Raw genomic sequence first — 14,145 nt, 5'->3', positions numbered from 1 at the left:
ATGCACACTTTCTTTATTGCCCCCACCGGTTTCGGTGTCGGCCTGACCTCGATCAGCCTGGGTCTGGTCGGTGCCCTGGAGCGTGCCGGCCTCAAGGTCGGCTTTTTCAAACCCATCGCCCAACCGCATCAGGGCGACATGGGCCCGGAGCGTTCCAGCGAGCTGATCGCCCGTACCCATGGCCTGCACTCACCCAAGCCGCTGGCCCTGGCGCATGTCGAGCGCATGCTCGGCGACGGTCAGCTGGATGAACTGCTGGAAGAAATCATCAGCCTCTATCAGCAGGCCGCTGCAGATAAAGACGTGGTGATCGTCGAAGGCATGGTGCCGACGCGCCAGGCCAGCTACGCCGCACGGGTCAATTTCCACCTGGCCAAAAGCCTGGATGCCGAGGTGATTCTGGTCTCTGCACCCGAGCAGGAAAGCCTCAGCGAACTGAGTGACCGAGTGGAAATTCAGGCTCAGTTGTTTGGCGGGCCAAAAGACGAGAAAGTGCTCGGGGTGATCCTCAACAAGGTACGCAGTGACGATGGCATCGAAGCCTTCGCCAATCGCCTGAAAGAACTCTCGCCACTGCTCAAGGGCGATGACTTCCGCCTGCTCGGCTGCATCCCCTGGCTGGAAGAACTGAACGCCCCACGTACCCGCGACATCGCCGACCTGCTCGGCGCGCGGGTGCTGAATGCCGGCGATTACGAGCAACGGCGCATGCTGAAGATCGTGCTCTGCGCCCGCGCCGTAGCCAACACCGTGCAACTGCTCAAGCCTGGCACCTTGGTGGTGACGCCAGGGGACCGCGACGACATCATCCTCGCGGCCAGCCTGGCCGCGATGAACGGTATGCCGCTGGCCGGTCTACTGCTGTGCAGCGACTTTGCGCCTGACCCGCGAATCATGGAACTGTGCCGAGGCGCGTTGCAGGGCGGCTTGCCGGTGATGACGGTGAGCACCGGCTCCTACGACACTGCGACCAACCTCAACCGGTTGAACAAAGAAATCCCGGTCGATGACAAAGAGCGTGCAGAAAAAGTCGCCGACTTCGTCGCCAGCCATATCGACCATGAATGGCTATTCGCCCGCTGCGGCACGCCACGCGAGCTGCGCATGTCGCCGCCGGCGTTCCGCTATCAGCTGGTGCAACGCGCCAAGGCAGCCAACAAACGCATCGTTCTGCCGGAAGGCAGTGAGCCACGCACCGTGCAGGCTGCGGCCATCTGCCAGGCACGCGGCATCGCCCGTTGCGTGCTGCTGGCCAAACCGGATGACGTCCACGCCGTAGCCCGCGCCCACGGCATCGAGCTGCCGGAAGGGCTGGAAATCCTCGACCCAGACCTGATCCGCGAGCGCTATGTCGAGCCCATGGTAGAGCTGCGTAAGGGCAAAGGGCTGAACGCGCCGATGGCAGCCGCGCAGCTTGAGGACACCGTGGTGCTGGGCACCATGATGCTCGCTCTGGATGAAGTCGACGGCCTGGTTTCCGGGGCGATCAACACCACCGCCAACACCATTCGCCCCGCCTTGCAGCTGATCAAGACTGCACCGGGCTATAAGCTGGTGTCGTCGGTGTTCTTTATGCTGCTGCCCGACCAGGTGCTGGTCTACGGTGATTGCGCGGTAAACCCTGACCCGACAGCGGTGGAGCTGGCGGAAATCGCCCTGCAAAGCGCGGCCTCGGCCAGCGCCTTCGGTATCATTCCTCGGGTGGCAATGCTCAGTTACTCAACTGGCGATTCCGGCAGCGGCGAAGAAGTAGAAAAAGTCCGCGAGGCCACCCGCCTGGCCAAGGCCATCGACCCACAACTGCTGCTCGACGGTCCGCTGCAATACGACGCGGCGGCGATTGAAAGTGTCGGCCGGCAGAAGGCCCCTGGCAGCCCGGTCGCCGGCCGCGCCACTGTGTTTATCTTCCCCGACCTGAACACCGGCAACACCACCTACAAGGCGGTACAACGCAGCGCCGATTGCGTCAGCGTCGGCCCGATGTTGCAGGGTCTGCGCAAGCCGGTTAACGACCTGTCTCGCGGCGCACTGGTCGACGATATCGTCTTCACCATCGCCCTGACCGCAATCCAGGCCGCCAACCTGCCGCAGTGATGCGCAGCCAGGGCTGCTCAACGGTGGCCCTGGCCAGGCAAAAGTGCTAAACATCCGCGAATCGCTGCGATAACCCATATTTCGAGGGGTTGCAGTTCGGTGCACAGACGTTAACCTGTGCGCCGACCGATCTGCGGTGCAAAACCGCAGGCGTAGATAAGTCGGGGATCAAGCGGCTTGAGCGCCACAGCAGTGGCCCGCAACCAGCCTGGCCCCATTTTCTGGAGGCACCTGCCCCAATGCTGCATTTCCTGCCTGCTCCACTGCGCGGCCTGCTTGCCGGCCTGATGTTGGCACTCAATACCCTGTTCTGGTGTTGGCCGCTGTTTATCCTGGCACTGGTGAAACTGCTAGTACCCATACCTGAGGTACACCGCATCCTGCGCTTTTTGATGCACGCGAGTGCCGAAGCCTGGATTTCCATCAACAAGTTCTGGATGAACCTGGTCGGCCGTACGCAGTGGGATGTGGCCGGGCTGAGTGGTTTCGATAAACAGCACTCATACTTAGTGACCAGCAACCACCAGAGCTGGGTGGATATTCTGGTGCTGCAATACCAGCTCAATCGGCGTATTCCGTTTCTCAAGTTCTTCCTCAAGCAGGAGCTGATCTGGGTGCCGGTGATTGGCTTGTGCTGGTGGGCACTGGAATTTCCATTCATGAAGCGTTTCAGCAAGGAGTACCTGGCCAAGCACCCGGAAAAACGCGGCCAGGACCTGGCCACCACGCGCAAGGCCTGCGAGCGCTACAAGACCAACCCGGTGTCGGTGTTCAATTTCCTCGAAGGCACGCGTCTGTCGCCGGCTAAGCACGCGCAGCAGCAGTCACCGTTCAAGCACCTACTCAAACCCAAGGCCGGCGGTATTGCCTTTGTGCTGGATGCCATGGGGGAGCAATTGCATAGCCTGGTCAATGTCACCATCCATTACCCACAGGGCAACCCCGGTTTCTGGGACCTGTTGTGCGGACGGATTGATCAGGTAGTCGTGCGTTTCGATCAGCTGCAGATTCCCAAGGAATTTATTGGCGGCAACTATGATCAGGACGAAGCCTACCGCTTACAGTTCCAGCAATGGGTCAACCAGCTGTGGCTGGACAAGGATGCGCAGCTCGACGAACTGAAGAAGCGCTATCCCGCGCGCTAAGCCGCTATCGCTGAATCCTCAAGCCCGCCTAACCAGCGGGCTTTTCATTACGCAACGGCAAATTGTGCCAATCCAGCTGCGCGGGGAAGGTTTTGATCTGTTCGGTGTTTAGCCCCGGCGCGACTAGAAAGCCCTGCATGATTGCGCAGTTGTGCGCCGCCAGCCAATCACGCTGAGCCATGGTTTCCACACCCTCGGCGATCACCTCCAATCCCAGGTTGCGGCCCAGATCGATGATGGTGCTGACCACCGCAGCATCACGCGGCGAGTCGAGCATATTAGAGATAAACAGGCGATCGATCTTCAGCGTATCCAGCTCGAAATGACGCAGGTAAGCCAGTGACGAATAACCAGTGCCGAAATCATCGATGGCGATCTTCACCCCGAGCTTACGCAACTGACGCAGCTGTTCCTGGCTGGTTTCCAGATCCTGCATCAACGCACTTTCGGTAACTTCCACTTCCAGCTGCCGAGGGTTCAACTGGTGCTCTTCGAGCACCCGGCGCAGGTCATCGACCAGCTGCGGCATGCCGAACTGCACCGGGCTGACATTCAGGCTGAGCACCAGTTCGTTGCCGAACTGCTGGCTCAGCTGTTGGCATTTTTCGATCCCGGCCTTGAAGATCCAGCCGCCCAGGCGATTGATCAGACGAGTCTCCTCCAGCAGCGGAATAAACACCCCCGGCGCCACGGTACCGGCAACCCGATGCTGCCAACGCAGCAAAGCTTCGAAGCCACGCAGGCGCCCGCTTTCCAGGTAGATCTGCGGCTGGTAGACCAGGACGAAATCATCATTCTCGATGGCGTTGCGCAGGCTTTCCTCAAGCATCAACCGTGAGCGCGCGCGGCCGTTCATTTCCTGTGAGAAGAAGCGGTACTGCTGACGACCGGTGCGCTTGGCCTCGTACATGGCCATGTCAGCGGCGCGCAGCAAGCCTTCCACGGTTTGCCCACACTCGGGGAAACAGGCAATGCCTACACTCGCACCCAGAGTCACCTCGATGCCGTCGAGGTTATGCCGCACCGACACCTGCTCGATCAGTTTTTCGGCGATGCGCGCGGCGTCTTCCGGATGTTCCAGACTGTCGAGCAGGGCAGTGAACTCATCGCCGCCAATCCGCGCCAGGCTGTCATAGGGGCGCAGGCTGGCCTTTAGCTGTTCACCGACGAGTTTGAGCAAGCGATCGCCCACGTCGTGGCCGAGGGAGTCATTGATCCGTTTGAAGCCATCCAGATCGAGATAGAGCACCGCCATACGTTGGCCGCTGCGTTCGATCCGCGATAACGCCGATTCCAGCGCCTGATAGAAGCCACGCCGGTTGAGCAGGCCAGTCAGGGCATCAGTAATCGCCTGTGACTCCAGTTGCTGATGCAGATGGCGCACAACCGACATATCCAGCGCCATCACCACCATGGCGTGCTGCAGACGCGGCAAGGGTGAACAGGACAGCGCCACCGGCACCTGCCCGCCGTTCAGCGTGCGCAGGTTGGCGTCATGCAGGCGATAGGCCTCACCGCGCCGCCATTGCAGGTAAAATTCGGACAACCGCCAGTCGCTGGTGACTTGCGGACTGACCAGATAGGAGAGCATTTCACTGCCTTCCAGATCGCTTATCGAGCCCTCAAGCATGCGTGCCATGGCCGGGTTGGCAAAATTGATCCGACCATCCTCGCCCACCACCATGATGCCTTCGGCGGCGTTGTCCAGCACCGAGGCGTTAAACGCCCGCGCGGTATCCAGTTGCTGGGTCAGTTGCAGCAGCTCGCTGCGGTTGCGCTCATGTTCGAGCAGGGCGTGAATCTTATGGCGCAAAACGCTGGAATCGAAGGGCTTGAGCATGAAATCCACTGCGCCGGTGGCGTAGCCCTTGATCACCGAATCCTGAGTCTGCGCGATGGCAGAGACGAAGATAATCGGGGTGTAGCGCGTACGCGGATTACCACGCATCAGCCGCGCCACCTCAAAGCCGTCCATGTGCGGCATCTGCACATCCAGCAGCACCAGGCCAACGTCCTCTTCGAGCATGCACTGCAGGGCGCTCTCGCCCGAGTCGACACAACGCAGTTGCCAGTCGCCCTCCTCCAGCAGAGCTTGCATGGCCACCAGGTTTTCTTGGCGGTCATCCACCACCAGCAGAATCTGCGTGCTAGGCACGCTCCTCAGCTGTACATGTGCCATAAATCCTCCCTTGTCCCTGGCGAGCGTCTTGCGACTCCTGTTGCGGTTGAGGTTAGCAGGCCACAGCGAAACTATTGCGGTGGTGCAGCAGATGCTGCAAATGAGCCGTTTTGCGGACCGCTGTTGGCCAGCCAACGCACCAGTAAATCCAGCAAGGCCTCGCGACTGACCGGTTTGGCCAGGTAGTCATCCGCGCCTGCGGTGATGCATTTCTCCCGGTCACCTTTCATCGCATGGGCGGTCAGGGCGATGATCGGAATACTGCAACCGTGCTCGGTCTTGAGTAAGCGGGTGGCGGTATAGCCGTCCATGGTCGGCATGGCCATGTCCATCAGGATCAGGTCAAACGGCTCGCGCTGATAACAGTTGATGGCCTCCTGCCCGTCCTTAGCTGAGGTGACAATCAGCCCGACCTCATCAAGCAGGGCCGTCAGGGCGTATACATTGCGCACGTCATCATCGACCAGCAGCACGCGCCGGCCCTCCAGCGGATTCTCGGCGCGTGGCGCTCCCAGCCGCGTGGGGTTGCGCACGCTGCCCAGGAAGCCTTGCACGGCCTCACTCAGGTCCTGCATGTCCTCACCATGCTTGTGCACCACCACCGCGCTGTAACGACGCAAGCGCTGCAAGGCCTGGCGAGTGACATCCACCCCGGTATTGATCACCACCCGCGTGCCATTCAGCGGGCGCTGCCGGTTAAGGGTTTCCAGCAGTTCAAAGCCATCCTGATCAGGCAGATCAAGGTCGATCACCAACGCACTAAAAACTCCGCTGGCATAAGCTCGCTGCGCTTCATCAGCTCGCGCGCAGGCTTGCACGTCAAAGCCCAGCTGCTGCAGATGCTCGCGGTAATGTTCGCGCTCAACCTCAACATCCTCGACCAACAGCAAACGCTGGGCAGGCGAAGGGGCAAGCTGTTGCAAGTCGACAAACACCTGCTCCAGATCAGCCCGCTGAATCGGCTTGACCAGATAGCGCGTGCCGTCATCATTCCAGTCCACCGGTTGCGGCACGCAGGAGATGATGTGCACCGGCGTGATGCGGTGGCTGGCCTGGCTGCGCAGGCGGCGAAACAGCTGCCAGCCGCTGATATCCGGCAGCAGAATATCCAGGATCACCGCGCTGAAGCACTCGCTCTGCAGCAAGTTGAGGGCTTGCACCCCAGAACGGCAATGCACACTGGCAAAGCCGTGGGCGTGTGCCTCCTCGGCCAGTACCGCCGCAAAATTCACGTCGTCTTCAACAATCAGTACCGCCGGGCCTTCACCACTGCGCTGCGGCGCGTCCACGGCCGACTCCACCTGAGTCTGCGCCACCACCCGCACCGGCAGTAGCACAGTAAAGCAGGAGCCCTCGCCTAAGGTGCTTTGCAGGTTGATCTCGCCGTCCATAGCCAGCACCAGCTGACGGGTAATGGCAAGCCCCAGACCCGTGCCACCGAAGCGCCGACTGGTAGAGCCGTCGATCTGCTGAAAAGCCTGGAAAATCTGCTCATGCTGCTCGGCAGGGATACCGATCCCGCTGTCGCGCACGCTGAAATTGAGCAGCTCATGACCCTCCTCCGGCTCACCGCTGGCGCAGGACACGGTCAGGCTTACCTCGCCATGCTCGGTAAACTTCAACGCGTTGGACAGCAAGTTACGCAGGATCTGCTGCAGGCGAATGCGGTCGGCGTGAATCACCCGTGGCACCCCGGCTTCCAGCTGGGTATGCAGGCGCAATCCTTTGATCTCCGCCATCGGCCGTAAGCTGGCATCCAGCTCAACGAGAATATCCTGCATGCTCAGCGGTTCGAGCTTGAGCTGCATGCGTCCGGACTCGACCTTGGCCAGGTCCAGCACATCGTTGATCAATTGCAGCAGGTCACTGCCGGCACGGTGCACGATGTCGGCATGTTTGGCCTGCTTCTCGGTCAGGTTGCCGGCACTGTTCAGGCGTAGCTGATCACTGAGGATCAGGATGCTGTTGAGCGGCGTGCGCAGCTCATGGGACATGTTGGCGAGAAATTCCGACTTGTAGCGGTTGGCCAAAATCAGTTGCTCAGCCTGATCACGCAGGCGCTGCTCGGCGGCCTTACGCTCGCTGATGTCGATGATCACGGCCTGCACCAAGGCATCTTCACTGCCTCGGATTGGTGATAAACCGACCTCCAGCGGAATCTGTCGGCCATCACGGTGCAAGCCAAACAGCTCGCGGTTATTACCCATGCGCCGCGGTTCCGGGTTGCGCTGATAGTCCTGGCGCATCGGCACATGGCTGCTACGCAAAGCCGTGGGCAGCAGGATCTCCACCGGTTGTGCCAGCAAGGCCTCACGGTCATACCCGAACAACTGCTCGGTCTGCCGATTGACCATGGCGATGCAGCCGTTCTCGTCGATCAGCACAATGGCGTTGGGGGAGGCCTCGACCACCAGGCGAAAGCGCTCTTCGGCGCCTTTACGGGCGCGCAGGTCAATCAGGTTGATCAGGTAATTGACCCCGCCTGAATCGCCCAACACGCTCAGACTGAGTGCCACCGGCACTTCTTCCCCAAGGTCGCGGCGCGCCTGGTACTCGTTGGACAACTCCGCGCTGTCACGATCAATCGCCAGCGAACTGAGCTGCTCGATACTGGGCAAAAAGCGCTTGACCCGCTCACCGACCAACCCTTCGGGCGTTGAGTCGAGTAAGTCGGCGGCGCTGCGGTTGGCCATTTCGATCCGCCCCTGGGCGTTGCACAGCAAGGTGGCCACGGGCAGACGCTCGATCAACAGACGGAAGCGCTCTTCACGCTCACGCAGCTGGTCGGTCGCCAAGTGGTTGGCGTGCAACTCACGTTCGCGCAGGTACAGGTAGCCGCCAACCAGCAAGGCCAACAAGGCGGCAGCCACCAGCCCCAGCCATAGGCTGGCATGCCCCTCTAGGTTGACCTGCGCAGCGTCATAGACGGCCGTGCTGCTAACTTCCAGCAGCCAATTACGCCCGTACAAGGGCAGCTCGATGGCATGACGGAACGAGGCTTCCGCGTCAGCGCCTTCTATGCCACCGCTGAGCAACAGCATGTCGGGAGCCTGCTGATCCCTCAAGGTGATGGCAAAACGGCTGGACTGGGCGCCCAGAATCCCTTCCATCAAATCATGGCTGCGAAAGACGGCATGGAGCATGCCGAGCACAGCAGCGCGCCGCTCCTCAGGGGTACTCAGCGGCCTGCCAGGCTGGTACACCGGCAGGTACAACAGTACGCCGGCCTGCACATTTTCTTCGGTTTCCTGCAGCAAAGTGACCGGCGCGCTCAGGGTTGCAACACCACTGTCCATGGCTTGATCAACCGCCGCTCGGCGTACGTCCTCACTGAGCATGTCAAACCCCAGAACCCGTCGATTGCGCCAGTCCAAGGGGCTGATGTAATCAATTAATAGGTAGTGTTCACGCTGACCCGGCGGGAACACACGAAAGTTCTCACGCCCAGCCGCATGCTCCGCGGCGAGGAACGCTTCAAGCTGCTCATGAGCCAGGTAACGGGACCACGCCAGCCCCTGAATACCGGGGTATCGATCCTGCAACTGCAGCTGATCAATCGCGCGCTCCCATTCTTCACGCGACACATAGTCACTGCCCGTCATCAAGCCCGACGTACCGCGCAGCACCATTTCATAAGCCTGCATGCGACTGATGACGCGCTGGCTGATGTCCAGCGCTTCCACCTCAAACTGTTGCTGGCGCTGTTGATGGTCACGCTGGTTCCAGGCATGCCATTGCCAGAGCGACACGCTGCCAAGGGTGACCAGCACAAACAGAGTGGCCCACAACGGTAGCCAGGGTTTGCGGGCGAGAAATATGAGTCGATCGTCCATGCGCTCTCCAGTTATCGTCCATGTCAGCGCAGTTTGGGCACTGCGGCAGCAGGGTTGAAATGAACCACTGCCAGCAGTCTAGTCACGATTTGAACGGCTGACCGAGCCTGAACCGCAGGCACAAAAAAGCCGCGCACTCGACTGAGTGCACGGCTTTTTTACAGCTTGCAGTTACAGCGGACGCAGGTTGATTTCTACCCGGCGGTTCTGTGCGCGACCGGCTTCATTGGCATTGCTGGCTATCGGCTGATTCGGGCCGGCGCCATAAGACGACAACCGCGAAGCCGCAACGCCATTGGCGCTCAGGTAAGAGGCGACGCTCTGCGCACGACGGTTGGAGAGGTTCTGGTTCAACTCCAACGAGCCGGTGCTGTCGGTATGGCCGACGATATCCACACCGTTCTTATCAAACTCCTTGAACACCTTAACCAGAGAATTGAGGGTTGGATAAAAGCTGCTGGAAATATCCGCCGAGTTGCTGGCAAACGTGATGTTGCCCGGCATGATCAGTTTCAGGTCATCGCCATTGCGCTGCACTTGCACGCCAGTGCCCTGCAGGGTCTGGCGCAACTTGGCTTCCTGGGTGTCGACGTAATAGCCGTAGCCACCACCAGCCGCACCACCCACTGCTGCACCGATCAAGGCACCTTTGCCGCGATCCTTTTTGCTCGATGTGGCCGCGCCAATCACCGCGCCAGTGACTGCGCCAACACCACCGTAGATGCCCGCTTTGCCTGCCTCACGCTCACCGGTATAGGGGTTGGTGGTACAGCCGGCGAGTACGCCAAGACCGAGGGTCACAACAGCCAGATTTCGCCAAAGTTTCATGCGTACTTCCTTTGAATATCGGATCGGGACAAGCTTACCGTCGGGTTTCGAGCCCAATACCTGGCTAAAGTTCACTGCCAGGGATCATTGCGCCGACCAGCAACCGGCTAAGCACGAACAAATGGATTCTCACGCATCTCATCACCGAGGCGCGTATCAGCGCCGTGCCCCGTAACCACGGTGGCGTCTTCATCCAAACTGTACAGGCGCTGCTTGATCGAACGCTCAATGGTTGGGTAATCGCCGCCCCACAAATCAGTGCGCCCGATGCCACGCTTGAACAGGGTATCACCAGCGATCAGCAGCTTGTCCTGGGGGAACCAGAAGCTCATCGAACCTGGCGTATGCCCCGGCGTGTGCAGCGCTACGCCACAACCGCAGGCCAGCTCTTCGTCATCACTCAACCACTGATCCGGGGCCGGCACCGGGGTGTAAGGCACGCCGAACATGCGGCACTGCATCTCCAGATTGTCCCAGAGGAACTGATCCTCTTTATGCAAATGCAACGTCGCGCCGGTTTTCTCCTTCATCTGCCCAGAGGCGAGGAAGTGATCCAGATGGGCGTGGGTATGAATGATGCTCACCACCTTCAACCCGTGCGCCTCCAGACGCGCCATGATCAGATCAGGATTGCCGCCCGGATCGACCACGATGGCCTTCTTGGTCACAGGGTCACCGACGATCGTGCAGTTGCACTGCAAAGGCCCGACGGGGAAGGTTTCGCGGATCAGGGTCGGGGTTGCGGCAGAACTCATGGTTATTCCTCAGCGCGGTAATCGCTGGGCAGTTTACCCGTCCATTTCTTGAACGCACGGCGAAAATTCGACGGGTCGCTGAAGCCCAGCAGGTAGGCGATTTCATATAGCGGCAGGTGGGTGGTGGTGAGGTATTGCAGGGCCAGGCTCTTGCGTACTTCATCAAGCACATGCTGGTAACTGGTGCCCATGCTGGACAGGTGTCGGCGCAGGCTACGGCCACTGGTGTGCAGGGCCTCGGCAGCACTGGCCAGGTCGGGGAAGTCGCCGGGGCGCGCCAACAACAGGCGGCGCACGCGGGTCAGCAGTCCGTCCTGTACATCCAGGCTGGCCAGCAGGGCTTCGCATTGTTGCTCGCACATTTGCACCGTAGCCGGGTTGGCCAGGGCCATCGGCCGGTCCAGGTAGGTGATCGGCATGCTCAGGCGGTGATAGGGCTGCTCAAACGCCACCGCGACGCCGAACAGCCGTTCATAGCGCTCGGCGTAATGCGGCGCGGCATGGGCAAAGCCCACTTCGACCTCCTGCAAACGCTCGCCCACCAGAAAGCGCGCAATGGTGTAGAGGCTGGTCATCAAACCTTCAGCAGCAAAGCGACTGAGCGGACCCAATGGCATGGTCTCACTGGCACGCAGTTCGATCCGCGCGCCCAGCTCGACCATTTCCAGTTCGTAGGTCAGGCCCAGTACGCGGTAGTACTTGAGGGCGAACTGCATGGCTTTGCCCAGGTTGGCGCTGGAGAGCACCGCATAACCGAGGATGCCGTGGGTCGAGACATTCAGCCGCTGGCCTAGCAGCAGGCCCAGCGCTGGTTCATCACACAAGCGCAAAGCGCTGCTGGTGAGCTGGGTGAAATCAATAAAGGACAACCGCCCCTGAGGGTTGCCCAGCACTTCGGCGCGCACCCGCGCCTCGGCAAACAGCTGCGCGCGCGGTACGCCCAGCTCCTCAACCAGGTCGAGCAAGGCGGCGGCGTAGGCAACGGGAACCAGTTCAGCGGAGAAATTCAATGATGGCTTCATGGGCTTCTTATTATCTGGCCAGATATGACCACTGACAGCGACGATAACCTTGTTCGACAAAAGCCGACAAGGGCACCCCGCCGCACCGTGCCACGTCAGTCGCCTACGTCGGTTGTGCGAAGGCTTTGGCCATACTCAGGACTTAATCGACCGATCACCACAACCGAAGGTTGGGCGCACGCGGGCCGCGAAACCCCTCAACGCCCTGTAAGCGCTCTAGCACCGCGGCTTGGCATCATGACCACGGCGCCAACAAACCATTACGTTTGGTACACACGTGCAATATTGGCCATATATGACCGAAAGATTGGCTGTTGTGAACCTTTGCCGAAGCACGGGGCGAATCCATAGTTAGGCCACGCTTCAGTCACAGACTCAGGGAGTCAGCATGGTCAGCACTACCCCGGCAGGTTTGCAGATTCGTCCACGGCATATGGATTTCGATTTCCCCAACCCGCTGCCGCGCCACTGGCACAGCGGTGATGCCTTCAAAAGCCATCTGTTCGACGCCATGTCGGTGTTGTTCCCCGACGGCGAGCGCTTCTTTATCGACTCGGTGCGGCACTTCCGCGACCAGATCGATGACCCGGTGCTGAAAGAGCAGATCCGTGGCTTTATCGGCCAGGAAGGCCACCACAGCCGCGAGCATCTGGAATACAGCAATCGCCTGCGCGACCTGGGTTACAACATCACCCGTATCGAAAAGCGCGCGCAGGCACGTATTCGCTATACCCAGAAGAAGTTCTCGCCGCAGCGGCAACTGGCGGCCACAGCTGCACTGGAGCACATCACCGCAATCATGGCCGACGGCCTACTCAAGGACCCGAAACACCTGGAAGGTGCCCACCCCACCATGGTGCGCCTGTGGCGCTGGCACGCGCTGGAGGAAACCGAGCACAAGGCCGTGGCCTTCGACGTGTACAACCAGGTTTGCGGCAGCCGTAAACTGCTGCGTCGGGCGATGATCATGGGCACCTTCTTCTTCGTGCTCGATACCACTCGCGGCCTGGCGCATATGCTCAAACAGGACGGCCTGCTGTGGAACTGGCGCGTGTGGCGCGACGGCATTCAGTGGATGTGGGGCAAGGAAGGCGTGTTCCGCCCGCTGATCAGCACCTACCGCGATTTCTTCAAACCTAACTTCCACCCCTGGGAGCACAACAACCTGGAGTTGCTCTACCAGACCCGCAGTGAATTCGACCTACCCGTGCAAAGCCAGGCGGCCTGAGCCAAACGCTGAAGTACAACGACAAGGGAGCCAGCTGGCTCCCTTTTTTATTCTTCTTTATTCACCGATTGCGACAGCGCTGCCGCCGCAGTCGGACTCTGCTTTATCAGCCCTGGAGAAAGCGCAGGGCATCAGCCGCGCTTTGCTGTGGGATTTCCTCCATCGGAATGTGCCCAACGCCCGGGTAGGTTTTTACCTGAATCCCCGGCAGGTCACGTTGCCAGAGCGGCACATGCTTGGGCGAAATCCAGCGATCACGCTCGCCCCACAGCAGCAGGGTTGGCGCCTGAATCTGTGCGACCCGCGCCGAAGTGCCGTGCAGCTCTTCCTTATTGACCTTGAGCAGCACGCGGAAGATATCCATCATCGCTCGGCGATTGCCCGGCCGGCGCGTCAGGTCGTTGTAACGATCCACCACGCCCGGTTTGATCCGTGCTGGTTCGCCGTAAACTTCTTTGATGCCCTGAGCGATCAGCGCACGTGGCATCCACATCGGCATCGCCACGGTGGCACCGGGCAAGGCAGCGGCGGCAATCATCCACGGCACCTTGTGCATGTGATAACCGGCCGGGTCGATCAGCACCAGCTTCTCCACCCGCTGCGGCTGCGCCAGGGCGAAGTTCCAGGCGATATAACCGCCCAGCGAGTTGCCGACAATCGATGCCTTGTTTACGCAGAGGTAGTCGAGCAGCAGGCCGAATACCTTGATCATCCGCTCAGCGGAATACACACCATCGCGGGCAGGGCCGGTGAGGCCGAAACCCGGCACATCGAAGCGAATCACCCGGTAATCCGCCGCAAAGGCTGGCAACCAGTCATCCCAGGTGTGCAGCGAAGCCACCACGCCGTGGATCAAGACCAGCACCGGCTTATCGCGACTGCCCTCATCGCGGTAGTGCAGATTGAAACCGTCGAGTTCGATGTAACGCGAGCCATTGGCGGCATTGCCATAGCGCGCTTTGAGGCGCTCCAGCGGCAGGGCGCCGAAGCCCAGACGGGCAAAACCGGCCGCCAGCGGTGGCGTCAGCGAGAGACTGGAAGCAGACATGCAGGCACCTCTA

9 protein-coding genes are annotated in these 14,145 nt (G+C 60.4%); 3 read left to right on the top strand and 6 right to left on the bottom strand.

Annotated features, from left to right (window positions below; genetic code table 11):
- A complete protein-coding gene (pta, locus tag CUR33_RS06525; RefSeq protein WP_289239050.1) occupies positions 1 to 2,094 on the top strand; it encodes a phosphate acetyltransferase in 2,094 nt (697 codons plus the stop codon).
- A gap of 239 nt (positions 2,095 to 2,333) precedes the next feature.
- Complete coding sequence (locus CUR33_RS06520) at positions 2,334 to 3,239, top strand: acyltransferase (protein ID WP_289239049.1); 906 nt, start codon at positions 2,334 to 2,336, stop codon at positions 3,237 to 3,239.
- A gap of 28 nt (positions 3,240 to 3,267) precedes the next feature.
- On the opposite strand, the gene CUR33_RS06515 is transcribed toward CUR33_RS06520, so the two are convergent.
- The 5 genes from CUR33_RS06515 to CUR33_RS06495 form a co-directional block, all read right to left on the bottom strand.
- The gene (locus CUR33_RS06515) at positions 3,268 to 5,418 is read right to left on the bottom strand and encodes an EAL domain-containing response regulator (protein WP_289239048.1); all 2,151 of its coding nucleotides are present in this window, start codon (positions 5,416 to 5,418) and stop codon (positions 3,268 to 3,270) included.
- 71 nt (positions 5,419 to 5,489) lie between these two features.
- On the bottom strand, positions 5,490 to 9,251 hold the full coding sequence (locus CUR33_RS06510) for a CHASE domain-containing protein (RefSeq protein WP_289239047.1): 3,762 nt from the start codon (positions 9,249 to 9,251) through the stop codon (positions 5,490 to 5,492).
- 171 nt (positions 9,252 to 9,422) lie between these two features.
- On the bottom strand, positions 9,423 to 10,079 hold the full coding sequence (locus tag CUR33_RS06505; RefSeq protein ID WP_160085399.1) for an OmpA family protein: 657 nt from the start codon (positions 10,077 to 10,079) through the stop codon (positions 9,423 to 9,425).
- Positions 10,080 to 10,186: 107 nt separating this feature from the next.
- On the bottom strand, positions 10,187 to 10,834 hold the full coding sequence (locus CUR33_RS06500) for an MBL fold metallo-hydrolase (RefSeq protein ID WP_090248975.1): 648 nt from the start codon (positions 10,832 to 10,834) through the stop codon (positions 10,187 to 10,189).
- A gap of 2 nt (positions 10,835 to 10,836) precedes the next feature.
- The gene (locus CUR33_RS06495; RefSeq protein ID WP_289239046.1) at positions 10,837 to 11,856 is read right to left on the bottom strand and encodes an AraC family transcriptional regulator; all 1,020 of its coding nucleotides are present in this window, start codon (positions 11,854 to 11,856) and stop codon (positions 10,837 to 10,839) included.
- Between the two features lie 388 nt (positions 11,857 to 12,244).
- On the opposite strand from CUR33_RS06495, the gene CUR33_RS06490 reads away from it, so the two are divergent.
- Positions 12,245 to 13,084: a metal-dependent hydrolase gene (locus CUR33_RS06490; protein ID WP_090248979.1), complete on the top strand. Its 840-nt coding sequence runs from the start codon at positions 12,245 to 12,247 to the stop codon at positions 13,082 to 13,084.
- A gap of 106 nt (positions 13,085 to 13,190) precedes the next feature.
- Here CUR33_RS06490 and CUR33_RS06485 read toward each other — a convergent pair whose 3' ends face one another.
- On the bottom strand, positions 13,191 to 14,132 hold the full coding sequence (locus tag CUR33_RS06485) for an alpha/beta fold hydrolase (protein WP_289239045.1): 942 nt from the start codon (positions 14,130 to 14,132) through the stop codon (positions 13,191 to 13,193).
- Positions 14,133 to 14,145: the final 13 nt, after the last annotated feature.

Source organism: Pseudomonas sp. FEMGT703P (assembly GCF_002786345.1).
Classification (GTDB): domain Bacteria; phylum Pseudomonadota; class Gammaproteobacteria; order Pseudomonadales; family Pseudomonadaceae; genus Aquipseudomonas; species Aquipseudomonas peli.
The sequence above is the reverse complement of the archived record's forward strand: the minus strand, read 5'-3'. Positions and strand labels throughout refer to the sequence as shown.